Genomic DNA, 23085 nt, shown 5'->3' with positions numbered 1-23085 from the left:
CTGGAACACCCTTGCCACCGCTCCCGATCAGGGAGACGGCTTCATCATGCACAAGGGCGATGAGCGGCGTCAATCATTTTGTAGTGAATATTTTTACTCACTACATTTCTGTCTTTTTGTTCGACAATCGCCGTTTCCACTACAGCCCGGACAGTATCTCGAAGGCTGCACGAACCCTGGCTTCGTTCGGGTAATTTCGATTGGCCAGCAACACTATTGCCAGCTGTTCACTGGGCACAAATGCGGCGTAAGCGCCGAAACCGCTAGTTGCACCGGTTTTGTTGTACCAGGCGGCCGGCAGTTGGGGCAGGGCGGGTTGCAAGCGCTTGGTTGGCTGCGGTTCACGGATCAGCCGCGCGCTGTTGCCATCTACCAGGGTGCCCAGCGTGACGGGGTAGGGATAACGCTCCCAGCCCAGGCCTTGGGTCATGGTGCCGACCTGGAAGTAGCCCTGCTGGGTGATGGCGGTTGCTTTAGCCAGTGCCGGTGGCAGGCCCTGGGGCTGCATGTGCAGCCGCACGTACTGCAGCAAATCGCTGGCGCTGGTCTTGATGCCGTAGGCTTCGTCGGCATACGGGCCGGGGCCGACGCGCACCGGTTTGTCGGCGTCGTCGTAACCTTGAGCATAAAGCCCCTGAGCACTGGCCGGGACCTGCAGATAGGTGTTTTTGAGGCCCATTTTTGCCAGCAGCCCCTCGGACATCAGCGTAGAAAACGGTTGATGCTGTGCCCGTGCGGCCAGGTCACCGAACAGGCCAAGGCTGGGGTTCGAGTAGCAGCGCTGGGTGCCGGGTTTGGCACGGGGTTGCCAGTGGCGGAAGAAATCGACGACCTGTTGCGGTGTCTGCACCGCATCGGGGAACTGCAAGGGCAGGCAGTCGGCACTGTAGGCACCCAGTTCCAGCACCGTCGCGTCGCCGATGGGCGCCCCGGCCAGTGCCGGATGATAGTGCTTGGCCGGGGCTTCAAGGTCCAGCTTGCCCTCGGCGCTGGCCAGCGCGGCCAGGGTGGCGGTGTAGGTCTTGCTCAGCGAACCGATCTCGAACAGCGTGTCTCGGCTTACAGGCACATTGTCGGCCTTGCTGGCCACGCCATAGCTGAAGTAGTGCGCGTGGTCGCGTGCGTAGATCGCCACGGCCATGCCGCTGATTCCCTGCGCCTGCATCAACGGGCGGATGATCTGGTCGACCTTGGCCTGCAATTGGTCGTCGGCCTGGGCGGCGGTGTGGCCCAGAATGAGTGTGATGACGGCTGCAAGCGCGGCCGGGCGGCAGAGGGGCATGAGCGGGTCCTTTTGCGGAGCGTGTCCGTTGAGCGATACCGATGGGGGTTCCGGCGTTAGCGGCGGAAAGCCGTAGACCTTATCGTCTGCCCTTGCACAATGACAAGACGGACACTGTGATGAAGTATTTGCGGATGTTATTCGACAATTTCACCCTGGCTTTGCTTGGGGTGGTTCTGATCGCCACCGTCCTGCCTTGCTCGGGCGATGGTGCGGTGTATTTTGGCTGGCTGACCAACCTGGCCATCGGCCTGCTGTTCTTCCTGCATGGTGCCAAGCTGTCGCGCGAGGCAATCATTGCCGGCGCCGGGCACTGGCGCCTGCACCTGCTGGTGTTTTCTTGTACGTTCGTGATGTTCCCGCTGCTTGGCCTGGCGCTAAAGCCTGTGTTCCTGCCACTGGTGGGCAACGAGTTGTACCTGGGCGTGCTCTACCTGTGTGCCTTGCCGGCCACGGTGCAGTCGGCCATCGCCTTTACCTCGCTGGCCCGCGGTAACGTGCCAGCAGCCATTTGCAGCGCGGCGGCCTCAAGCCTGCTGGGTATCTTCCTGACCCCCTTGCTGGTGATGATGTTGCTGGGCGCCAGTGGTGACACCGGTTCTGGCCTGGATGCCGTGCTGAAGATCACCCTGCAACTGCTGGTGCCGTTCGTTGCCGGGCAGGTTGCGCGGCGCTGGATCGGCGCCTGGGTCAAGCGCAATGCGCGTTGGCTCAAGGTGGTGGACCAGGGCTCGATCCTGCTGGTGGTGTACACCGCTTTCAGCGAAGCCGTGGTCACCGGCTTGTGGCACACGGTATCGCCGCAGCACCTGGCCGGGTTGTTCGCCGTGTGCGGGATTTTGCTGGCGGTGGTGCTATTTGGTACCCGTGTGCTTGGCAAGGCATTGGGCTTCAATCTCGAAGACCGCATCACCATCTTGTTTGCCGGCTCCAAGAAAAGCCTGGCTACCGGTGTGCCCATGGCTCAAGTGTTGTTCGTGGGCAGCGGTATTGGTGCGATGATCCTGCCGCTTATGCTGTTCCACCAGATCCAGCTGATGGTCTGTGCGGTGCTGGCGCAACGTTATGCCAGCCGTGAGCAGGGCGCCGAAGAGGCTTCGGCGGCGTCCTGAGCGCATGCGCAGTCCGCTACCGGAGCGGCCTTGTATCGCGATGGGCTGCAAAGCAGCCCATTTCTACCTGGCTTGGCCTGAAGCGCGTTCGCGCAAAGCCTTGCCGACCTCGGCCTCGATCTTGTAGGCCGGCGCTTCGAGGTCGTCATAGTTGCGCGTATAGCGCCGGGCAAATTCCTCCACCCCCAGCGCCTGATACTGCTGCACATGCTTGAGCTCGTGAGCCCACAGGGCCACGTTGTCCTCGGCGTCGCCGGCCCGGCGGAAGATGATCGTGTCGATCAGCGTCACGGCGTTTACATCGGGGTTCTGCAGTAACGCGTTGGCTGCGCTCATCTGCTGTTCGTCACCCACCCGGAAGCGCGCCGCATCGAGCACGGCAAAGTCGTACCAGGGTTCGAGTTGCGCACGGATATGCAGCGGGATCGGCTCGACGCCGCTGGCGGTGGCCTCATCCCTGGCCTGGCGCAAGGCGAACGTCAGGCTGGACGAGGCCATCACCTCCACATCCTTGAGAATCTGGCCGGCTTGCCCCGGGTCAATCGGCGCACAAAAACAGCCCATCAGGCACACTTGGTATTGCCCGGGCGGGCACGCTTGTTCGGCAAGCGCGGGCACCGTCAGCGTCAGGCCCAGCAGCAGGCTAATCCGCTTCATGCAGGGCCTTTTCGACAAACTGGCGGCTTGCATCCAGCACCTGCGATTGCACCCCTTCAGTGGCCAGCATGCGCCCGATCATCAACGCACCCACGCATTGGCTGATCAGCACCCAGGCCAGTTGATCATCCTCCAATGTCGCGCTCCAGGCCTGGTGCAGTTCGACCAGCCAGTGCTCAGCCTCTTCGCGCACCGGCGTTGCGGCCCGGGCGATTTCCACACCCAGCGGCGGGAGCGGGCAGCCGTTTTCGGGATTGTGCAGGTGGGCCAGGCTCAGGTACTGCTGCAGACAGCGGCCCAGGCGTTCGCGGCTGGCGCCCTGGTTGGCCAGGCGGGCCAGCGGGCTGTTGCGCAGCTCCTGGCGCACCACCTCGGTAAACAGGTCGTCCTTGGAGGGGAAGTGATTGTAAAAGGCGCCGCCGGTCAGGCCGATCGCCTTCATCAGCCCGGCCACCCCGGTACTGGCAAAGCCCCCGCGTTTGGCCAGCGCGCCGCTGCTGCTCAGCAACCGTTCACGGGTCTGCTGCTTGTGTTCGTTGGAGTAACGCATTCAATTGCCTCTGCAGGCGGGCTTGACGATGACGGTGATCATAACATAGCGTTCGTTTACTAAACGATCATTTACCAATGGAGGCAGGCATGCCAGAACAACAAAAAGTCGTGTTGGTGATCGGTGCGGGCGATGCCACGGGTGGCGAGATTGCCAAGCGCTTTGCCCGTGAGGGCTACATTGCCTGCGTCACGCGGCGTCAGGCTGACAAGCTGCAACCGCTGCTGGAGGAAATACGTGCCGCTGGCGGCTAGGCCCACGGCTTTGGCTCCGATGCGCGCAAAGAGCAGGAGGTGGCGGCGTTGGTCGAGACTATCGAGCGTGATATCGGCCCGATCGACGTGTTTGTCTTCAATATCGGCGCCAATGTGCCCTGCAGTATTCTCGAGGAAACCCCGCGCAAGTACTTCAAGATCTGGGAAATGGCCTGCTTTGCCGGTTTTCTCACGGCGCAAGCGGTTGCCCGGCGCATGGTCCGGCGTGAGCGCGGCACGATCCTGTTCACCGGCGCCACTGCAGGCACCCGCGGTGCGGCGGGTTTCGCGGCTTTCGCCGGGGCAAAGCATGGCTTGCGCGCTCTGGCCCAGAGCATGGCACGTGAGCTGGGGCCGCGGAATATCCATGTCGCGCACGTAGTGGTGGACGGTGCCATCGACACCGCTTTCATCCGCGACAGCTTTCCCGAGCGCTATGCCCTCAAGGACCAGGATGGCATCCTCGACCCGGCGCACATTGCCGACAGCTACTGGTTCCTGCACGCCCAGCCACGAGACGCCTGGACTTTCGAACTGGACCTGCGCCCCTGGATGGAACGCTGGTAAGCCCCTATCACCAAGCAAGGACTGTCACCATGAACAAGACTGTCGATTTCTTTTTTGACCTGGGCAGCCCGGCCAGCTACCTGGCCTGGACTCAATTGCCAGGCCTGTGTGCCCGCCAGGGGGCTACGCTGCACTTGCGGCCAATGCTGCTGGGCGGGGTTTTCCAGGCTACCGGCAATGCTTCGCCGGCCATGGTCCCGGCCAAGGGGCGCTACATGTTCACGGACCTGGCACGCTTTGCCGCGCGCTATGGGGTACCGTTCGGGCTGCCGCTGGGGTTTCCGGTCAATACCTTGACCTTGATGCGCGGGGTCATGGGTACCCAGTTGCGCGCGCCGGAGCAGTTGGAGTCGTTGCTGTCGGCGCTGTTCAATGGGCTGTGGGTGCAGCGGCGCAACCTGAGCGATAGCGCGGTTCTGGACGAAACACTGAGCCAGGCAGGGTTCGATCCGCAGGCTTTTCATGCGCTGGCGGCCGACGGCGAAGTAAAAGCAGCGCTCAAGCAGGCGACCGAGGTGGCAGTGGAGCGCGGGGTGTTTGGCGCGCCGACCTGCTTTGTCGGTGAGGCAATGTTCTTTGGGCAGGACCGTCTGGACTTTGTCGAGGAAGCGTTAAGTCAGGGTGCCAGCAGCTTTTCGACCTGAGTGCGTTCCCACAGGCTCAGCAGGTCGACCGGGTTGGTGCCGTAGCGCTGCCACTCCTCGATCCCGGCCTGATGGCCGTCGGGGCAGCGGCAACTGATGCAATGGGCAAGGCCTTCGGTATCCACGGCCAGTGTCAATTGCCAACCCTGGATGTCGACATCGACCAGGCCGCCATCGCGGCGTGCACTCACCTGCAGGTGATGCACGCCAAGTGCAGCGTTACGCAGGCTCTGGTAAATGGCCCGGGTGTTCAGCGAACCGCTGCGCGTCAAGGTCAGAAATTCGCCGGCGTGTTTGCGCTGATAATCTCGGCCTCGTCCGGGCCGATGTTTTTGAAGCTGTGCGGCAGGGTAGTGGGGATGTAGTAGCCGTCGCCCGAGTTGAGCACGCTGACTTGGCCATCGACCCAAAGCTCCACGGTGCCGCGGGTGACCAGGCCACATTCTTCGCCCTCGGCATGCACGATCGGCTCGCCCGAATCCGCACCCGGTGCATACAGTTCGCGCAGCATGCGCATCTGCCGGCCTTCGACACTGGCACCAACCAGCAGCATGCGCAGGCCGTTGCGGCCCAGGTCTGGCTGCTCGGCGCCCCGGAAGACAAAGCGTTCTTCGCGCACCGGCTCGTCGAAACTGAAGAACTCCGCGAGGCTCATGGGAATGCCTTCGAGCAGTTTTTTCAGGGAACTGACCGAAGGGCTGACGCGGTTCTGCTCGATCTGCGAGATCGTCGAATTGGTCAGCCCGCTGCGGCGGGCCAGTTCCCGTTGGGAGAGGTTGTTGCGTTCACGCACCAGTTTGAGTCGCGTCCCCGTGTCCATAGCCGCCTTGTAATCAGAGGTGTAAAAAATAATGAGCGACGCGCATTAAAACACACTCTGCACGCTTGCGCGCTGTGCTTCTCAGACACGCTGGTCGCGCGGCATCGGCCATAGCCCGACCAGCAGCAACAGGGCGGCCACGGCCAGGAATGGCAGGCGCGGATCAAGGGCATAAACCAGGGTGCCAGCCAGCGGGCCGATCACCGCCCCCATGCCTTGGGCCGCACCAATGGAACCGGCTGTGGCGCCCTGCTCGGAGGCGTGCATGGCGTTAGCCGCCAGCGCAGAAAAGGACGGGAAGACAAAGCCCATGCCCGCTGCCGCGATGAAATAGCAGCCCCATAGCGCAGGTGCGGTGGTGGCGAGCGAGCCGCAGGCAAAGCCCAGGGCTGAGACCGTGGCGCCTGTGCGGATCATTTTCAGTGGCGGCCATTCCAGTTTGCGCAGCAATACCTGTGACAGCATCAATGCCACGCCCACCGTGGTCAATGCGATGCCGGCGGCCTGGGCGGCCTCTGCAGGGCCCAGGTGCAGGCGGTCAATGGCGAAGAAACCGACGATGATCTGCGACACGGTGACACTGAGCATGGCGCTGAATGCTACCAGCAGGGGCCGGCGCAGGCGTGGGTCGTTCAAACGCACTGGGCTCGGGGCATGGTTGTGGGGCAGCGCCTGCGGCTTGAGGGTGAACAACAGCACGAGAAAGGCACTGGCCGGCAGCAGCGACATGATATGAAAAGGCAGGCTCAGACTATGCCTGGCCAACAGCGCCGCCATCGCCGGCCCCACCACCAGGCCGACAGCGTTGGCCGCCCCCAGCGAGGCCATGGCCCGAGCACGACGCTGCGGCTCGACATGGTCGGCGATCAGCGCATTGCAACCTACCGGGATAGCCGCATAGAAGACACCGATGCAGCCGCGTGCGACCATCAGGCCGATGAACGCTGCGGTCGCCCCCGGCAGCCAGCGCAGCGCGCCTTCCACAAACAGGCATAGCAGCCAATAAGCCAGAGTAAAACCGGCGGTGCCCAGCAGCAGAACGCGCCGGCGCCCCAGGCGGTCTGCCGCCCGGCCCCAGGGCCGCGCCAGCAGCACCCACACCACGCCGGCCACAGTCACGGCGGCACCCGCCTGCCAGGTGGCCATGCCGAGCTGGCGGGCAATCGGGCCGATCAGGGCGACGAAGGCCATCATCGACATGGTACAGGCCATGTTGGCCAGCAGCAGCGGACGCAAGTCCAGGGTGCTGGCAGGTTTAAGGGTTGCAGGATCCTTTGCGACGTTCATTGGGCAGTCCAGGGCAGTAAGGCAATAGAAACCGATATTATTAAGAATTGTTATCGATTGTCGAACGGCCCGGGCTATTGCAATTCATTCGCTGCGGCGCAGGGGGCCAGGCCACATGCTACGCAACACACCGTCGCGGCGCACCCATGCGTGCATCAACGCTGCCGCCACATGCACCAGCACGGTGGCGAACAGCAGGTAGCCGGCCCAGCCGTGTGCCATGCGCAGCACGGCATACAGTTGCAAGTTGTGCGGGGCGATGGCCGGCAAGCCCAGCGGGCGAGGGTAGTCGCCCGCTGACAGCATTGCCCAGCCCAGTAGCGGCATGGCTAGCATCAAGCCATAGAGCAGCAGGTGCGATGCCCCGGCGGCCCAGCGCTGCAGGGTGGGCAGGTCTCGCGGCAAGGGTGGGTGAGGCACGGCCAGGCGCACCCCGATACGCAGCACGACCAGCACCAGCAGTGCCAGGCCGGTGGCCTTGTGCAGCCCGATGAGTACAGGGTGGCGTAGCGACAGGTCTGCAACCATGCTCACGCCAATGAACAGCATGGCCAGGATCAGCACGGCCATCAGCCAGTGCAGCAGGCGGGCGAAAGGGTGGAAGGCTTCGGGTTTCATGGGCGGGCTCCGGTGCTGAGCGATTCACGGCTGCGGCGGTTGAACGATTCCGAGTAGGCAGCCGAACGGGCGGCGAGGATGGGGTCGGCAGATGCCTCTATGCCTCGGGGCAGGATCAACGGGTCGAAGTTGACGTCGCGGCATGCCCCCTGTTCGGGGGCGTCGACCTGTTCCAGCACCAGGGTGCCGGCGTCTACGCTGCGCCGTTCGGCAGGCCAGGGCCGGGCAGGGTCGTCCACAGCATCGCCGGGTTCAGCCAGCACGAGGCGAAGCGTCCAGCGTAACGGGCCCTGGGCCAGGCGTTGCTGCAGGTCGTGTTGCAGAAACTGTTTGTCATCAATCTGGGTGGGCAGCGCGGCAAACGCGGTTTGTGGCTCAAGCTGCCAGCGCACCGGGTGGCGGGCGCCGCTTGCATCTATCAGCTGAAAGGCATTGATGCTGTGGTATTGGGTGCTGGCGAAGCTGTTGCTGGGCTTGTAGCCCGCCGCCCACTGGCGAAATGCTGCGCTTTCCGGGTGGGCTGCGAAGAACGCCTGCATGCTGGCGGGGTTCGGTTTGCCGGTGGCCGGGTCTGGCGTACTCGCCAGTACTTGCTCGTAGAACCCTTGCGGGGTGCTTATCGCCAGCACAGGCGGGGTGTTCATGCCGGTGCGCCAGACCTGCCCGTCGTCGGTGCTCAGCTGAATGGCCAGGCTGCGTACGGGTATGCTTGTGTCCGGGGCATACGGGTTGGCGCCACCAATGGCGAAGCGGCCGATCACCGGGACACTCGCCTGGCTGAATACGCGCGCCGTGGACAGGTTGGCGGCCTGCCCGCTGGCCTGGAAGTAGCCACTGACACACAGGCCCTTGGCGTGGTTCTTGCGGTAGCCTGGGTAGTGCCCGGCTTGGGCCTCGAAGGTGTCAATGATGCGCTGTGGTGTCAGCCGGGTTTCGCCAAGCCAGCCGGCGGCATAGGCAAAGCCGGCACCTGCGGCCAGCATCACGGCGCCGATGGCAGCCAGGCGCAAGGCTTTCGCCGGGCCGTGCAAAGGTGAGTTCATGGTCATCGTCCGGTTTGGTGAATGTGCCAGTACGACGGGGCAGGGAAAAATTTATTCCATCGACGGGAATAGAATTTCCTGGTGGGCGTCTGCCTTTACAATGACTACTTCAAAGGCCGGGACTTTGCCATGCATGATCTGGACGACCACCAGTGGCGCGAGCTGCTGGCCCGCCTGCGCCGTTTTGCCGTGTGGCTGACCCGCGAGCCGGGCAGCGCCGATGACCTGGTGCAGGCCACGGTCGAGCGGGCCCTGAGCCGACGTGACCAGCAACGCGATGCCGAGGCGCTGCGGGCTTGGCTGTTTACCATCCTCTATCGGCTTTTCCTTGACGGTAAGCGTCGCGACCGCCTGCATGCGCGCTGGCTGTCGTGGTTCGGCCGTGCCGAGAGCGAGGAGGAGCCGCTCGGGGCCAACCTTGAGGCGATTGTCCTGGCCCAGGCCGACTTGCAGGCATTTGCCCGGCTGACGGCCGAACAGCGCGCCTTGTTGCTGCTTATCAGCATCGAAGGCTTGAGTTACAAGGAAGCTGCCCAGGCCTTGGGCATCCCCATCGGCACTGTGATGTCGCGCCTGTCGCGCGCCCGCAGTGCCTTGCGCGAACTGACCGAGGGCAACCCTCAGCCCCCGGCCTTGCGGAGACTGAAATGACGCGTCTGATCCCCAGCGAAGACGAATTGCACGCTTACGTCGATGAGCGCCTGGCGCCTGCGCGCCGGGCCGAAGTGCAGGCCTGGCTGGCGGCCAACCCGCAGGCTGCGGCACGGGTGGAGGGCTGGCGCGCCGATGCCCGCCGGTTGCGTACGGCGCTGGCCGGGTTTGGCGAACTGCCCGGGGCGGCGCAGCTGGACCTTGGGCAGTTGCGTCGGCAATTGCGCCAGCGTCGGCAGCGGCGCTGGGCCACCGCGGCGGTGGTCGTGCTGGCATTGGGCGTCGGAGGGCTGGGCGGCTGGCAGGTGCGCGATGCGTCCCTGGCACGAGCCGACCAGCCCATGGCCGATGCTGTCCAGGCGCACCGGTTGTTTGCCGCCAGCGAGGCGCTGGATATCCAGGCCAGTGATCCAGGGCAGTTGCACGACTGGTTGGGGCGGCATTTCAGCCGCGTTGGGCAATTGCCGGACCTGGCGGGCTATGGCTTCAAACCGGTGGGGGCGCGCTTGCTCAGCAACGAGCAGGGGCCGGCGGCGCTGCTGGTGTTTGAAGATGGCAAGGGCCAGCGCATCAGCCTGTTCCTGCGCTCACCGGGCGAGCTTTATCGGCGCATGCCAGACGGGCAGCGGGTTGATGGCCAGCTGGAGGCGCGGTACTGGTCGCATGGGGCTTACAACTTCGCCTTGGTCAGCGCGGCGGACGATGCGCGTGGGGCCGGGGTGGGGGAGGCGTTGCGGTTGGGGTTGTGAGTGCTCGCCATAACAATTTCAGCGCCTGTGCGATCGAGCGCCGCCCGCGCGGCGCTCGGTCTAACCGGCACTACAAGCCCCAAGGCGTGTACCTTGGGCCCACACCAGAATCAGCTCAACTCCAACCAGATCGGCGCATGGTCCGAGGGCTTTTCCATGCCACGCAGTTCATAGTCCACGCCCGCTGCCTTGAGACGCGGCACCAGGTGCTGCGAGGCCATGATCAGGTCGATGCGCAGGCCACGTTTGGGATCGTCCTCGAAACCCCGGCTGCGGTAGTCGAACCAGCTGAAACGGTCGGTCACGTCGGGGTGCAGGTGGCGGAAGCTGTCAACCAGGCCCCAGCCTTTCAAGCGCTCCATCCACTCACGCTCTTCAGGCAGGAAACTGCACTTGCCAGTCTTCAGCCAGCGCTTGGCATTGTCTGGGCCGATGCCGATATCGCAGTCCTGCGGCGAGATGTTCATGTCACCCATTACCAGCAGTGGCTGGTCGTTGCGGAACTGGCCTTCCAGCAGTGCCTGCAGGTCGCTGTAGAAACGCTGCTTGGCCGGGAATTTGGTGGGGTGGTCGCGGCTTTCGCCCTGGGGGAAATAGCCGTTCATGATGGTGATCGGGTTGCCATCTGCATCGGCGAAGGTGCCCCAGATGAAGCGGCGCTGGGCCTCTTCTTCATCGGTGGCAAAGCCTTTGTGCAGGCTCAATGGAGCCTGGCGCGACAGTAGAGCCACGCCGTAGTGGCCTTTCTGGCCGTGGTAGTGCACGTGGTAACCCAGCGCCTGCACGTCGGCCAGCGGAAACTGATCGTCGCTGACCTTGGTTTCCTGCAGGCCGATCACGTCCGGCTGGTGCTTTTCGATGAGCGCTGCCAGCTGATGCGGGCGTGCTCGCAGGCCGTTGATGTTGAAACAGACGATCTTCATGGAAAGACAATCCCGGTAAAAGGCGGGATGCTAGCCGACATCGCCCCACATCACCAGCGTGGCGGCCTCCGGCCCCTGCTGCTAACGTGCTGTAGGGGGTGAACGAAGCGCGGTGGTGCACCTCCAAGGCAATGTACGCCCATTCCAGGAGGTCTGCCCGCAATGCCCGAAACCACTGCCGCCCCGGCTCAAGTCTGCCTGCTTGATGATGGCTATAGCCGCGAAGCGCGTTCGCTGCTGTACAACGCCTACCGCCACGAACCCACCTTCGCCTATATCTTCGAAGCCCAGCGCCCGGGGTATGAGCGACGCTTGCGGGTAATGGTGCGCGAATGGGTGCGCCAGCATTTCTACCTGCAATTACCTGCCATCGGCTTGCTGGTGGACGACCGCCTGATTGCCATGGCCCTGATCGTGCCGCCGGTGCGCCGGTTGGGCGTTGCCGACAGCTGGGCCTGGCGCCTGCGCATGATCCTCGGCACTGGCCTGCGCTGCACGCGGCGTTACATGGACTACCAGGCCGCCCTGGCCACCTGCCTGCCCACCGATCAGGTGCATGTGTTGCCACTGCTGGGGGTACATCCGCAATTTCAGGGCAAGCATTACGGGGAGCAATTGTTACAAGCCGTGCACGACTGGTGCGCGGATCAACCAGGCACCCAGGGCGTAGTGCTCGACACCGGCAATGAGCATTACCTGGCCTTTTACCAGCGCCAGGGCTATGAAGAAATTGGTGAGGTCGCTGTAGGACCGATCCGGGAACGGGTGTTCTTCCATCCCAATCCAGTCTCTTCAACGTCCACTTTTGCCTGAACATCCCGCCAGGCGGCTCCCTTGAGCGCCTGGCTCTGGTAGCATTTGCCGCATGACGTATTCAGGAAGATTGACCTGGGGCCTGGTTTTCTGGGCCGCCAGTTTCGCAGCATGGGGCCAGAGCGAGTTGCTGGTGAAGGTAAAACCAGCCAACAAGGCGCTCAAGGCCAATGTCGAAGGCTATATAGGCACCCTTGGTGACCGCGATGAAGAAGCATTGTTACGCTTCAGTCGCGGGGCAGAGGAGCAGGCGCGCAAAGCCGCGCAGGCACTTGGCTACTACCAGGCGCAGATCGACAGCGAGGTCAAGCCGCCCAGAGATGCAGACCATTCCCCGCAACTGGTCATCAGCATCAACCCGGGCGAGCCGATTCGCCTGCGCAACGTGACCGTGCGTATCGAAGGCCCGGCCAGCGAAATGAAGGCCTTTCGCATGCCCGACAGCCGGGCGCTGCGCGCAGGCGAACAGCTCAACCACGGCCATTACGAAGATGCCAAGCGGCTGATCCAGAACCAGGCGTCGCGCTACGGCTTTTTCAGCGGCCGCTTCAGCCGTCAGCGCCTTGCGGTCGACCCTCAGGCCGGTGTGGCCGATATCGAACTGGTCTACCAGAGTGGCCCGCGCTATCACCTGGGCGCCGTCACCTTCGGCGGCGACACGCCGCTGGACGACGACCTGCTGCAGCGCATGGTGTCGTTCAAGCCAGGCACGCCCTACGACTCGGAACTGATCGCCGAACTGAACAATGACCTGCAATCGAGCGGCTATTTCGAAGGCGTACGGGTGGATGCGGCGCCCACTGCTGCCGTGGGTGAAGAAATCCCGGTGGATGTCCGCCTGGAAACCCGCAAACCACGCACCATGGGGCTGGGGCTGGGCTTCTCGACCGACGTCGGTCCGCGTGGCAAGGCCAACTGGACCCGCCATTGGGTCAACCCGCAGGGCCACAGTTACGGTTGGGAAACCGAGCTGTCCGCCCCCCGACAGAACGTTGGCCTGTGGTATGACATCCCCCTCGACCCGCCACTGACCGACAAGCTGCGCTTTGCCGGTGGTTACCAGAACGAGGAGCTGGCAGGTACCGATACACTCAGCAAACTGCTGACAGTGGGCCCAGAGTGGCACAGCAAGCTGCCCAGCGGCTGGCAGCGGGTCATTTCGCTCAAGTACCAGCGCGAGGAGTATCGCCTGGGTGACGATTCCGGGCTGAGCAACCTGCTGATGCCTGGCGTGAGCTATTCGTTTCTGCGCAGTGACAATCGCATCGATCCGCACAACGGCTACCGCCTGCAGTTCGATGTACAAGGGGCCAAGGAAGGGCTGGTTTCCGACACCAACCTGTTGCACGGCAACGTACTGCTCAAGGGCTTGACCACGCTTGGCCACAACCACCGCCTTCTGGGGCGCGTGCAGTTCGGTGGCAGTGCCACCAACGGCTTCAAGAACAACATTCCGCCGTCGCTGCGCTTCTTCGCCGGTGGCGACCAGAGCGTGCGTGGCTATGACTACCAGACCCTGTCACCGAAGAACAGCGATGGCGACCGCATCGGCGGGCGCTACCTGGTAGCCGGCAGTGTCGAGTACCAGTATTCGCTGACTGAAAAGTGGCGGATCGCGACGTTTGTCGACCAGGGGAACTCGTTCAACAACCTTGAGCTACCCAGCCTAAAAACCGGTGTCGGTTTTGGTGTGCGCTGGGTATCGCCGGTCGGGCCGTTGCGACTCGACCTGGCCAAGGCGCTGGATGACGAAGGGGGCATTCGCCTGCACTTTTCCATGGGGCCTGAGTTGTGAAACGCGTGATCAAGTACATTCTGCTGGGCCTGCTAGGTGTGGTCGCGAGCCTGGGCGTAGGGCTGGGCCTGTTGCTGGGTACCGAAGCGGGCAGCCGCTGGACGCTGGGCAAAGTGCCAGGGCTTGAGGTGGCTGATTTCCAGGGCCGCTTGGCGGGCAGCTGGCAGGCCAGCGTGCTGCGCTGGGCCGATGGTGGCAATACAGTAGAGGTGCAGGCACCGCTATTCGCCTGGTCGCCTGCCTGTCTGATGCGCGCCACTCTGTGCATCGACCAGTTGCAGGCACAACGCATTGACATGGCCTTTGCGCCAAGTGCCGAGCCGGCCGACAGCGGCCCGCTGCAGTTGCCAGCGCTGCGCTTGCCGCTGGCCATCGAGCTGGGCGAAGTCAAGGTCGGCCAGCTGCGGCTGGATGGCAGTGACCTGCTGGGTGACCTGCAACTGGCGGCGCACTGGACCGGCACCGGGATGCGCATCGACAGCCTGCACCTGCAGCGCGATGAGCTGCAACTGGACCTGCAGGGCGACCTGCAGCCCGAAGGTGACTGGCCATTGCAACTCCAGGGGCAGCTGCAACTGCCCGCCGTAGACGGCAAAGCCTGGCAGCTGGCGCTGACGGCAACCGGAGAATTACAAAAGACCCTGAAACTTGCCGGCACCAGCCGTGGTTATCTCGACGCCACGCTGAGCGGGCAGTTGCAAGCGTTGGCCGAGCATCTGCCGGCGACCCTGCAGATTCGTTCAGAGGCGTTCAAACCGGCGGGCTCGTTGCCCGATACGTTGCAGTTGAATCAGCTCGTGCTTGATGCCAAGGGCGATCTGCTCAAGGGCTATCAACTGTCGGGAACGGCCAACCTGCCGGCTGAACAGTCGCCGATCGCGTTGGCGCTGTCCGGGTTGGTCGACAGCAAAGGCGCCAGGCTCGATGCCCTTGACCTGACTGCCAGCGACACCCAGCGAGTGAAACTGCAGGCCACGACCGACTGGCAGCAAGGCCTGACCGCCGATGCGCAGCTGGACTGGCAGGACTTCCCGTGGTTGCGGCTGTACCCGCTGGAGGCGCCGCCCGAGGTCACCCTCAAGCGCTTCAGTACCCAGGTGCATTATCGCGATGGCAATTACCAGGGCACCTTCAAAGGCGACCTGGACGGCCCGGCAGGGGCGTTCAGCCTGGCCAGCCCGTTCGAAGGTGACCTGACCCAGGTGAAACTGCCGCAACTGGCGCTGACCGCCGGGCAAGGCAAGGCTGCCGGCAGTGTGGCCGTGCGTTTTGCCGACACTTTGGCTTGGGATGTCGACTTGCAGCTTTCGGCGCTCGACCCGGCGTATTGGCTGGCGGAGCTGCCGGGCACCTTGGCGGGGCCGCTGCGCAGTAAAGGCGAGATGAAGGGCGAGGTGCTCACCCTTGATGCCCAACTTGACCTCAAAGGCCGCCTGCGCGGCCAGCCGGCTGTGCTCAAGGCCGAAGCGCAGGGGGCAGGGCAGAGCTGGACCCTCGGCGCCTTGGCGATCCAGCTGGGTGACAACCGTATCAACGGCAGTGGCAGCTTGCAGCAGCGCCTGGCCGGGCGAATCGACCTTGACCTGCCGCGCCTGGGCCAGCTGTGGCCAAGGCTGCAGGGCCAGGTCAAGGGGCGGCTGGATGTTGCCGGCACCTTGCAGGCTCCGCAAGGCACGCTGACCTTGCAGGGCCAGCGCTTGGCCCAGGCCGAAAACCGGCTGCAACAGCTGGACCTGGATGCCCGCCTGGACAACGCCCAGCGCGGTGTGATCGAGCTAAAGGCCACTGGCATTCACCTGGGCGACACGGCATTGGGCACGCTGCAGGCCAACGGCAAAGGCGACATTCGCCAGCAAGCCTTGACCCTGGCGCTGGATGGCCCGCAGCTCAAGCTTGACCTCGGTCTGGATGGCCAGTTGAGCAAGGGTGACTGGCGTGGCCGCCTCGCGAGTGGGCGCATCCAGGCCGGTGGCCAGGATTGGCGGCTGCAATCGCCGGCACGCCTGCAGCGCCTGGCCAGCGGCCAGCTGGACTTCGGTGCCCATTGCTGGCGGTCTGGCCAGGCCAGCCTTTGTGGTGACGACCAGCGCCTGGCGCCCGAGCCGCGCTTGCGTTACCACCTCAAGCAGTTCCCGCTGGACAGCCTTGCACAGTGGCTGCCAAAAGACTTCGCCTGGCAGGGCCTGCTCAATGCGGATATCAATCTGGACATCCCGGCCAGCGGCCCCAAAGGCAATATTGTCATCGATGCCAGTGGCGGCACGCTGCGTGTGCGCGACAAGGGCCGTTGGGTCGATTTCCCCTATCAGGCCCTGCGTGTCGACAGCACGTTGGCGCCACGGCGTATCGATACCCGCCTGGCCTTCCGTGGAGAGCGCCTGGGCGAGCTGAATGTCAATACGCGCCTCGACCCGCTGGGCAAGAACAAGCCGTTGTCAGGTGATTTCCGCCTGGCCGGGCTGGACCTGTCGGTGGCGCGCCCGTTCGTGCCGATGGTCGAACGCCTGGCCGGGCAGCTCAACGGCAGTGGCCGGCTTTCAGGGACCTTGCTGACACCACAGGTCAACGGCAACCTGATGCTCAGCGGCGGTGAAGTGAGTGGCGCCGAGTTGCCGGCCAGCCTTGAGGACCTGTCGTTGCAGGCGCTGATCGCCGGCGAGCAGGTGCAACTCAATGGCAACTGGCGCAGCGGCGATGCAGGGCGGGGCCAGTTGAGTGGCAACCTCACGTGGGGCCAGGCGCTGGGCATGGACCTGCGCCTGCAAGGCCAGCAACTGCCAGTCACGGTTGAGCCCTATGCAACGCTGGAGGTCGCCCCGGACCTGACCTTGCGCCTGATCGACGACAAACTGGCGGTTACCGGCAAGGTGCAGGTACCCAAAGGCAAGATCACCGTGCGTGAACTGCCGCCGTCAACCGTGAAGGTATCGGATGACACGGTAATCGTTGGTCATCAGACCGAAGAGGGCAAACCGCCCATGGCGATGGCCATGGACATCGATGTCGAAGTGGGCCGCGACAAGTTGTCGTTCAGCGGCTTTGGGCTCACTGCCAACCTGCTCGGCCACGTACATATAGGCGACAACCTCGATACCCGTGGCGAGCTGAGCCTGGCCGACGGCCGTTACCGTGCCTACGGCCAGCGCCTGACCATCCGCCGCGCGCGCTTGCTGTTTGCCGGCCCGATCGATCAGCCCTACCTGGACATCGAAGCCATACGCACGGTCGATGACGTGATTGCCGGTATCCGCCTGAGCGGCAGTGCCGAGCAACCCACGACCAAGGTGTTTTCGGAACCGGCCATGAGCCAGGAGCAGGCGCTGTCGTACCTCGTGCTGGGGCGGCCTCTGGGCAACGCTGGCGAGGACAACAACATGCTTGCCGAGGCAGCGTTGGGCCTGGGGCTGGCTGGCAGCGCCGGCATCACCGGCAGCCTGGCATCGAGCCTGGGCATCGACGACTTCCAGCTGGACACCGAAGGCTCGGGCAACACCACCAGCGTGGTCGCCAGCGGCAACATCACCGAGAAGCTGAGCCTGCGTTACGGCGTGGGTGTGTTCGAACCCGCCAACACCATCGCGTTGCGTTACAAGCTGAGCAAGAAGGTGTACCTGGAAGCCGCCAGCGGGCTGGCCAGCTCACTGGACATCTTCTACAAGCGCGATTTCTGAAGCGGTGCCGGGGCGGCCGTCAACGGACGGTGGCCGCCTCGATAAATTCATTGGTATCGGGTGAGGGCTGCGGATCAGGGGCACGTACCGGGACGATCAGGTTGGTGTATTCGTCTATCAGCCGGTTCAGGGCTTCCGGCGGTTCGCTGGCCTGGAACTGCATGCGGATCTGTACTTCGTCAGGGTCACGGCTTTCGCCCTGACGGCCTTGACCGCCGATGGTGACCTTGAAGCTTGCAGTCTTGTTCTCGCTTGCGGTCTGCAGTGCCTGTTGCGCTTCGGTCCCTTTAACCCGTACCGAGAGGTCGACCTGCATTCGCTCCAGGGCCAGGCCCTTGGGCGATACCAAGGCAAACAGGGGGACGCGCATGATGTGTTGCCCATCCATGGCCACCTCGACCATCTTGGCTTTCATGGGGGCGCCCAAGGCGTCGCTGTCGCACTCGAAGAACTGGTCGAACAGGTTGATGTACTGTTGTGCAATCAGGCTGTTGGTGGCGCTGGCGGCTTCTTGCAGGCCACGGGTGATCTCACGCAGGTCAATGGAGGTCATCGGGGCAGGGGGCTTGTTCATGGGTTCGACTCCTCAGGCCAGGTGTGCCCCCCGGCGCTGGCCAGGGGGGCTGTTTTGCGGGGCAGGGAGCGTCTCAAGCAGTACCGGTAGTTACATCGGCAGCAGGACCTTTCAAGGTATCGGCCTGGGAAATCTCGTCCTGGCTTTTCAGTTCGGCGGTTCTGACCACCGTTGGCTTGGTTGCCGCATCGGTCAGGAACTCGATCACCCTCATCATTGCTTCAGGCGGCTCCTGGCGCTTGAGCGTGGTATTGAAGGCGTAGCGGGCGCGGGTGTCGGTCTTGCGGGTTTGTGTGGACTTATGGCTGACGCTGCCTTTCACATTCAGCCTGAATGGCCCCCAGCCCAAAGAGCCGGTCAGATCGGCACTCATGTCCTTGCTGGAAGTGTCTTCCGACATCTGGTTGATGACCAGTTCGAACTCGACATTGCCTTCCTCGATGGAAATGTTCGGGTGCGTGATGGCCGCAAGCAGCGGCACCTTCATGGTCTTGCTGACCACACCTTTGTATTCACCCTGTTCGTCGACGATGGTTTCGTCGTAGTCGAACTGGATGGCGACGGCCTTGCCGTCCTGCACGCACACCTGCATCAGGAAGTCGGCGTATGACTTGCTCGCAGTAACCTGTGCCTGGACCATGGCCTGCAGGGGACCTGCGATCATGCGATCCATTGGCAAGGCGTTGATCACGGATCCGATGAGGCTGTTGTCTATCGACATGCTTGATTGCTCTTGTTGTTGAAGGGAAAAGTGGCCACCTGTGGCGGCCTAACGGGTTGGCCGTCAGCGGGCGTAGTTCTCCTGACGGCGGATGTTGCCGATCTGACGCAAGCTCAGACCGTACTTGTTGGCCAGCAGGCTGCGTGAAAGGCCATCGGCGCTTTCCTTCTGGATCTGCTGGTTACGCAACTGGCGCAGAAAGTGGTCAGCCTTGGGGATTTCCAGGGCTACCCCGGCAAAGCGTTTGATCAATGCGTCGAGCGCCTCGGCCGGCAGCACGTCGGCCAGCTTGGTGCGTTCGCGGTACTTGGGGATGTATTTGGGCCTGCCGCCGTAGGCGCAGGTCAACTGGTAGGCGTCGTCGATGCCGATACAGTCGACCAGGGCCTGCAGCGAATGGGGCAGTTGGCTGATATCGATGAGGCTCAAGTCTGGTAATTCCATATGGCGCTCCTTCTGGATGGGGGAATGTGCGACCCGATCACCAGCGGCGTTATGTCGACGGTGTGAGCAAATTCTGTGTGACAGCCACCGCGCGTCGCTAGGCGACATATGGGGTGCGGTTTGTAGCCTCGGTGAACAGGGATTGCAGGCAGCGATATCCTGCGGTGTAGGACGTGTCTTCAGCATGTGGCTGTGGCGGTTGATTACCCATAAGGGCGCTACGCTCATCGAGTGATGGGGCGGGGTACCCTCAGTTGCAGGGGTAACTGCTCAGCAGGCTGGCGCTGCGCAGGTAGGCCTGGGGGGAGGCGAGCATGCTTTCTGGCAGCGTCCGCCAGTCGACCACCAGGCACAAGGCATGCAGTGGCTGGCCGCCGCGCTGACCGATGACCGTGTCGGAAAAACTGCGGCGATACAGCGCCTGGGTCTGGTGCAGCGGTTGCACATGATCGGCTTGGGCCAAGGTCAGCCGCGCCAGTTCAGGCAACAGGGCCATGGGGGCGCTGAAGTGCAGCGGCGCGCCTTGAGCCTGCAGGTAGCCGGCCTGGCGCACGCGCTGCCACAGTTGTTGCCACTGGCTGGCGCCGGCATGGCGCTCCAGGTGGCGGCCAAGCTCAAGCAGTTGCGCCGCCTTTACTTCGCGGGTGTCCAGCGCGTGAAGGGAAAGCGGGGTCAGAATCAGGGACGCGAACAGCAGGGGTTTGTACATGGTGCCTCCGGCATGGGTGCTTGAAGCCCCATGCTTTCAGGCAGTCGCCACCCTACCCAGCAGGAAATGCAGCGCCGGGCCCTGTGGGCGTTGTATCATTGGCGCGGCTCGTTGCGAGCCATTTGCCCCTGATGTTGCAAGGAACTTTCGATGACACACGTGCAGCGCCTTAAATATTCCCTTCTGATCATCCTGGTGGTACTGGGCCTGATGCTGGGCCTGTCCCACCTGCAGAAGCAGGGCACGATCAGTGAGCAGACCTTTCAGATGCTGGCCATCGCCATCGCTGTGGTGGTCGTGGTGATCAACGGCATCCTGCGGCGCAAGGTCAAACCCTGACCCCTGCGGGCCGGCCAGGTGTGGCCGGCCATGCGCTTAACGCGAGGATGCCTGCTCCAGTACGGCGCGCGCCTGGGCGTTGAGGCTATAGCACTTGTCGTTGCCCAACTCGATGACACCTTCGGTGCACAGCCGCTTTAGCACTTCACGCACGCTGAGGAACGACAGCGGTATGTCCAGTTGTTCCAGTTGTGCGTGCACGCCGCGTACGCCAATGCTGCGGCCATTGCGGTCGGCGGTGTGCAGGGCATCGATCACCTTGAGCCGGATCAGGCTGGTACGCAGACCGAAAGTACGCAGGAGCTCGCGGATCTGTTCGTTGCCGATGCGTTCTTCAGAAAAAACGTCCTGTCCGTTGGGCGCTTTGCCTGGGACGCGCCCGGCCTGGGTCGAGGGTTGCGGGTTGTACATGTGAATGCTCCTTTTCGTGGACGAACCCGAAATGTGGTTGCCTCACTAACTAGGACGAATGAGAACGCAAAAACTGCAACCCACCCGTAAAAAAAATGGTGTTCTTCTTCAAGACGTTCCATTGCCCGGTAACACGTAAAATTTTCATCTGGCCATTCGTCTGATCGGGATAGAGCCCGAACCCGAGGAGTGCCCGTGTTTCCACTTTCCCATCCCATGACGTGCGCAGGCCTGGCCGCTGCGCTGTTGGCGGTGAGCGTTGCCGTACACGCGCAGCCCGCCACTGATGCCAGCGCGCAGATTCGTCGAACCAGTTACGGGGTGCCGCATATCGTGGCCAAGGATGAGCGCGGCCTGGGCTATGGCGTCGGCTATGCCTATGCCCAGGACAACCTGTGCCTGCTGGCCAACGAGGTGCTGACCGTCAGTGGTGAGCGCTCACGCCATTTTGGTGCCAACGGCAAGACCCTGGAGCAGCGTGACAACCTGGCCAGCGACGTGTTTTTCACTTGGCTCAACAGCCCAGTGGCGGTCGATACGTTCCTGCAGGCGCAGCCGGCGCAGGTGCAAGCATTGCTGGCGGGTTATGCCAGCGGCTACAACCGGGCGCTGGCCGAGCGCCGCCGCGGGGGGCTACCCGCCGAATGCGGTAACGGTGAGTGGTTGCGACCGATCACCAGCCAGGACCTGGTCAAGCTGACCCGTCGCCTGTTGGCCGAGGGTGGCGTCGGGCAGTTCGTCGAGGCGCTGGCAGGCGCGCAACCCCCTGCACAGGCTCGCCAGCAGGCGCCGGCAGGCTTCGCCGCTGCGCTGGCGTGGCAAGCGCGCTTTGCCACGGAGCGCGGTAGTAATGCGGTGGCGGTCGGGGCACAGCGTTCGGCCAATGGCCGTGGCCTGTTGCTGGCCAACCCGCATTTCCCGTGGATGGGCGGCATGCGCTTCTACCAGATGCAGTTGACCATTCCCGGCCAGCTCGATGTGATGGGCGCGGCATTGCCGGGCCTGCCGGTGGTCAACATTGGTTTCAACAGGCACCTGGCCTGGACGCATACCGTCGACACGTCCAAACACTTCACTTTGTACCGGCTGCAGCTCGACCCCAAGGACCCGACCCGCTACCTGCTGGATGGCAAGTCGCTGCCATTGGCCCGGCAAACCATCAGCGTTGCCGTCAAGGCTGAGGATGGCAGCCTCGGTCAGGTGGAGCGGCAGGTCTACAGTTCGCAATTCGGCCCGGTGGTGCAATGGCCCGGGCGCCTGGATTGGGATGCGCATGTGGCCTACAGCTTGCGTGACGCCAACCTCGACAACACCCGGGTGCTGCAACAGTGGTACCAGATCAATCGTGCCGATAACCTGGCAGCGTTGAAAGGCTCGGTCGAGCAGTTGCAGGGTATCCCTTGGGTCAACACCCTGGCCGTGGACCCAGGGGGGCGGGCGTTGTACCTGAACCAATCGGTGGTGCCATATGTGGATCAGCAACTGCTCGGCGCTTGCAGCACCCCGCAAGGGCAAGGGCCCGTAGTGGTGCTGGACGGCTCGCGTAGCGCCTGCCAATGGAAGATCGACGCGAACGCTGCGCAACCGGGAATCTTCCCGGCGCGACTGCTGCCGAGCCTTGAACGCGAGGACTTCGTGCAGAACTCCAACGACCCGGCCTGGTTGGCCAACCCGGCGCAGCCGCTGACCGGCTATTCACCCTTGATCAGCCGCAGTGACCAGCCGCTGGGCATGCGCGGCCGTTTCGCCCTGCAGCGTCTGCAGGGCACGGCAAGGCTGAGCGTTGATGACTTGCAGCGCATGGTGACAGACGACGAGGTTTACCTGGCCAGCCTGGTGCTGCCAGACCTGCTGCAATGGTGCCAGGGCGCCGCCATAGAGGTACAGGCCGTGTGCAGCAGCCTGGCTGCCTGGAATGGCAAGGCCGACCTCGACAGTGGCATTGGTCTGGTGCATTTCCAGAACCTGTTCACTGCCCTGGCCGAGCACCCGGAAAGCTGGCGTGTGGCCTTTGACCCGGCAGACCCGCAGCACACGCCCCGTGGTCTGGCGGTGGAGCAGGCGGCCGTGCGCAAACGGGTGCATGACGCGGCACTGGCGTCGCTCAAGCAGGTGAACGACAGCGGTGTCGCGGAGGGGACGCGTTGGGGGCAGGTGCAGCAGTCGCTCGATGGCACGCCGGTACCCGGTGGTCCGCAGGCTCTGGGCGTGTACAACGCGATGTACAGTGTGCCGCACGGGCAGGGCAAGCGGTTGGTGGTCAGCGGTACCAGCTACCTGCAACTGGTCAGCTTCACCGACAAAGGGCCAGAGGCTCGTGGGTTATTGGCATTCTCCCAGTCGAGCGAAGCGGCTTCAGCCCATGCCAGTGACCAGACCAAGGCATTTGCGGCCAAGCAACTGGCGGTGATTCCGTTTACCGAGGCGCAGATCAAGGCAGACCCGGAGTAC

Annotated in this window: 23 protein-coding genes and 1 pseudogene; 10 read left to right on the top strand and 14 right to left on the bottom strand. The window is 63.5% G+C overall.

Annotated features, from left to right (window positions below):
• Positions 1–139: 139 nt before the first annotated feature.
• Positions 140–1282 (bottom strand): class C beta-lactamase, encoded by a 1143-nt coding sequence (gene ampC / locus ACK1VC_RS06450; RefSeq protein ID WP_016486522.1) that lies wholly within the window; start codon positions 1280–1282, stop codon positions 140–142.
• Between the two features lie 119 nt (positions 1283–1401).
• Between ampC and ACK1VC_RS06445 the strand changes: the two genes are divergently transcribed.
• Positions 1402–2394, top strand: a complete 993-nt coding sequence (locus ACK1VC_RS06445) for a bile acid:sodium symporter family protein (protein ID WP_031312499.1) — start codon at positions 1402–1404, stop codon at positions 2392–2394.
• A 63-nt stretch (positions 2395–2457) separates the two neighbouring features.
• Here ACK1VC_RS06445 and ACK1VC_RS06440 read toward each other — a convergent pair whose 3' ends face one another.
• Together ACK1VC_RS06440 and ACK1VC_RS06435 are read right to left on the bottom strand one after the other, a co-directional pair.
• Positions 2458–3051, bottom strand: coding sequence for an eCIS core domain-containing protein (locus ACK1VC_RS06440; RefSeq protein WP_016486524.1), 594 nt, complete (start codon positions 3049–3051; stop codon positions 2458–2460).
• Positions 3038–3601, bottom strand: coding sequence for a TetR/AcrR family transcriptional regulator (locus ACK1VC_RS06435; RefSeq protein WP_016486525.1), 564 nt, complete (start codon positions 3599–3601; stop codon positions 3038–3040). The genes ACK1VC_RS06440 and ACK1VC_RS06435 overlap by 14 nt, the downstream gene beginning before the upstream one ends.
• 89 nt (positions 3602–3690) lie before the next feature.
• On the opposite strand from ACK1VC_RS06435, the pseudogene ACK1VC_RS06430 reads away from it, so the two are divergent.
• Together ACK1VC_RS06430 and ACK1VC_RS06425 are read left to right on the top strand one after the other, a co-directional pair.
• Positions 3691–4422 (top strand): annotated as a pseudogene (locus ACK1VC_RS06430) (SDR family oxidoreductase).
• 29 nt (positions 4423–4451) lie between these two features.
• The gene (locus ACK1VC_RS06425; RefSeq protein WP_191087654.1) at positions 4452–5066 is read left to right on the top strand and encodes a 2-hydroxychromene-2-carboxylate isomerase; all 615 of its coding nucleotides are present in this window, start codon (positions 4452–4454) and stop codon (positions 5064–5066) included.
• Here ACK1VC_RS06425 and ACK1VC_RS06420 read toward each other — a convergent pair.
• The 5 genes from ACK1VC_RS06420 to ACK1VC_RS06400 all read right to left on the bottom strand — a co-directional run bounded on the left by ACK1VC_RS06420 (position 5039) and on the right by ACK1VC_RS06400 (position 8840).
• Positions 5039–5338 (bottom strand): DUF7693 family protein, encoded by a 300-nt coding sequence (locus ACK1VC_RS06420; RefSeq protein ID WP_224372508.1) that lies wholly within the window; start codon positions 5336–5338, stop codon positions 5039–5041. The two genes, ACK1VC_RS06425 and ACK1VC_RS06420, sit on opposite strands and share 28 nt — an antisense overlap.
• A 2-nt stretch (positions 5339–5340) precedes the next feature.
• A complete protein-coding gene (locus tag ACK1VC_RS06415; protein WP_016486529.1) occupies positions 5341–5886 on the bottom strand; it encodes a cupin domain-containing protein in 546 nt (181 codons plus the stop codon).
• Between the two features lie 81 nt (positions 5887–5967).
• Positions 5968–7173 (bottom strand): MFS transporter, encoded by a 1206-nt coding sequence (locus tag ACK1VC_RS06410; RefSeq protein ID WP_191087655.1) that lies wholly within the window; start codon positions 7171–7173, stop codon positions 5968–5970.
• An 84-nt stretch (positions 7174–7257) separates the two neighbouring features.
• Complete coding sequence (locus ACK1VC_RS06405) at positions 7258–7791, bottom strand: cytochrome b (RefSeq protein ID WP_016486531.1); 534 nt, start codon at positions 7789–7791, stop codon at positions 7258–7260.
• Complete coding sequence (locus ACK1VC_RS06400) at positions 7788–8840, bottom strand: catalase family peroxidase (protein WP_102689217.1); 1053 nt, start codon at positions 8838–8840, stop codon at positions 7788–7790. Before ACK1VC_RS06400 ends, ACK1VC_RS06405 begins: the two co-directional genes overlap by 4 nt.
• Positions 8841–8963: 123 nt before the next feature.
• Between ACK1VC_RS06400 and ACK1VC_RS06395 the strand changes: the two genes are divergently transcribed.
• Entirely contained in the window at positions 8964–9485 is a 522-nt protein-coding gene (locus ACK1VC_RS06395; RefSeq protein ID WP_024717967.1) for a sigma-70 family RNA polymerase sigma factor, read from the top strand.
• Positions 9482–10234, top strand: a complete 753-nt coding sequence (locus ACK1VC_RS06390; RefSeq protein WP_102689218.1) for an anti-sigma factor family protein — start codon at positions 9482–9484, stop codon at positions 10232–10234. Before ACK1VC_RS06395 ends, ACK1VC_RS06390 begins: the two co-directional genes overlap by 4 nt.
• A gap of 110 nt (positions 10235–10344) precedes the next feature.
• On the opposite strand, the gene xthA is transcribed toward ACK1VC_RS06390, so the two are convergent.
• Positions 10345–11157 carry an exodeoxyribonuclease III gene (gene xthA / locus ACK1VC_RS06385; protein ID WP_060516625.1) on the bottom strand — a complete coding sequence of 271 codons (813 nt, stop codon included), beginning with the start codon at positions 11155–11157 and terminating at the stop codon, positions 10345–10347.
• Between the two features lie 162 nt (positions 11158–11319).
• On the opposite strand from xthA, the gene ACK1VC_RS06380 reads away from it, so the two are divergent.
• The 3 genes from ACK1VC_RS06380 to ACK1VC_RS06370 are packed head-to-tail and all read left to right on the top strand — an operon-like array spanning position 11320 to position 17436.
• Positions 11320–11970: a GNAT family N-acetyltransferase gene (locus tag ACK1VC_RS06380; protein ID WP_016486536.1), complete on the top strand. Its 651-nt coding sequence runs from the start codon at positions 11320–11322 to the stop codon at positions 11968–11970.
• Positions 11971–12022: 52 nt separating this feature from the next.
• Complete coding sequence (locus ACK1VC_RS06375; protein WP_016486537.1) at positions 12023–13765, top strand: autotransporter assembly complex protein TamA; 1743 nt, start codon at positions 12023–12025, stop codon at positions 13763–13765.
• Positions 13762–17436, top strand: coding sequence for a translocation/assembly module TamB domain-containing protein (locus ACK1VC_RS06370; protein WP_191087656.1), 3675 nt, complete (start codon positions 13762–13764; stop codon positions 17434–17436). Before ACK1VC_RS06375 ends, ACK1VC_RS06370 begins: the two co-directional genes overlap by 4 nt.
• A gap of 19 nt (positions 17437–17455) precedes the next feature.
• Here the strand turns inward: ACK1VC_RS06370 and ACK1VC_RS06365 are convergent, their stop codons facing one another.
• The 4 genes from ACK1VC_RS06365 to ACK1VC_RS06350 form a co-directional block, all read right to left on the bottom strand.
• Positions 17456–18010: a DUF2589 domain-containing protein gene (locus ACK1VC_RS06365; protein WP_016486539.1), complete on the bottom strand. Its 555-nt coding sequence runs from the start codon at positions 18008–18010 to the stop codon at positions 17456–17458.
• A 73-nt stretch (positions 18011–18083) separates the two neighbouring features.
• Positions 18084–18731: a DUF2589 domain-containing protein gene (locus ACK1VC_RS06360; RefSeq protein WP_016486540.1), complete on the bottom strand. Its 648-nt coding sequence runs from the start codon at positions 18729–18731 to the stop codon at positions 18084–18086.
• Positions 18732–18794: 63 nt separating this feature from the next.
• The gene (locus ACK1VC_RS06355; RefSeq protein WP_191087657.1) at positions 18795–19175 is read right to left on the bottom strand and encodes a Mor transcription activator family protein; all 381 of its coding nucleotides are present in this window, start codon (positions 19173–19175) and stop codon (positions 18795–18797) included.
• 250 nt (positions 19176–19425) lie between these two features.
• A complete protein-coding gene (locus ACK1VC_RS06350) occupies positions 19426–19884 on the bottom strand; it encodes a hypothetical protein (RefSeq protein WP_016486542.1) in 459 nt (152 codons plus the stop codon).
• 150 nt (positions 19885–20034) lie between these two features.
• Here ACK1VC_RS06350 and ACK1VC_RS06345 point away from each other — a divergent pair, with 150 nt between their 5' ends.
• On the top strand, positions 20035–20223 hold the full coding sequence (locus tag ACK1VC_RS06345; RefSeq protein WP_003248064.1) for a hypothetical protein: 189 nt from the start codon (positions 20035–20037) through the stop codon (positions 20221–20223).
• A gap of 36 nt (positions 20224–20259) precedes the next feature.
• On the opposite strand, the gene ACK1VC_RS06340 is transcribed toward ACK1VC_RS06345, so the two are convergent.
• A complete protein-coding gene (locus ACK1VC_RS06340; protein ID WP_016486543.1) occupies positions 20260–20634 on the bottom strand; it encodes a fe2+ zn2+ uptake regulation protein in 375 nt (124 codons plus the stop codon).
• Positions 20635–20829: 195 nt separating this feature from the next.
• On the opposite strand from ACK1VC_RS06340, the gene pvdQ reads away from it, so the two are divergent.
• On the top strand, positions 20830–23085 hold a 2256-nt coding region (pvdQ, locus tag ACK1VC_RS06335; protein ID WP_449117881.1), incomplete at its 3' end, for a bifunctional acylase PvdQ.

It is taken from the genome of Pseudomonas sp. XP2 (assembly GCF_053557975.1).
This window is presented reverse-complemented; position numbering and strand designations above follow the sequence as displayed.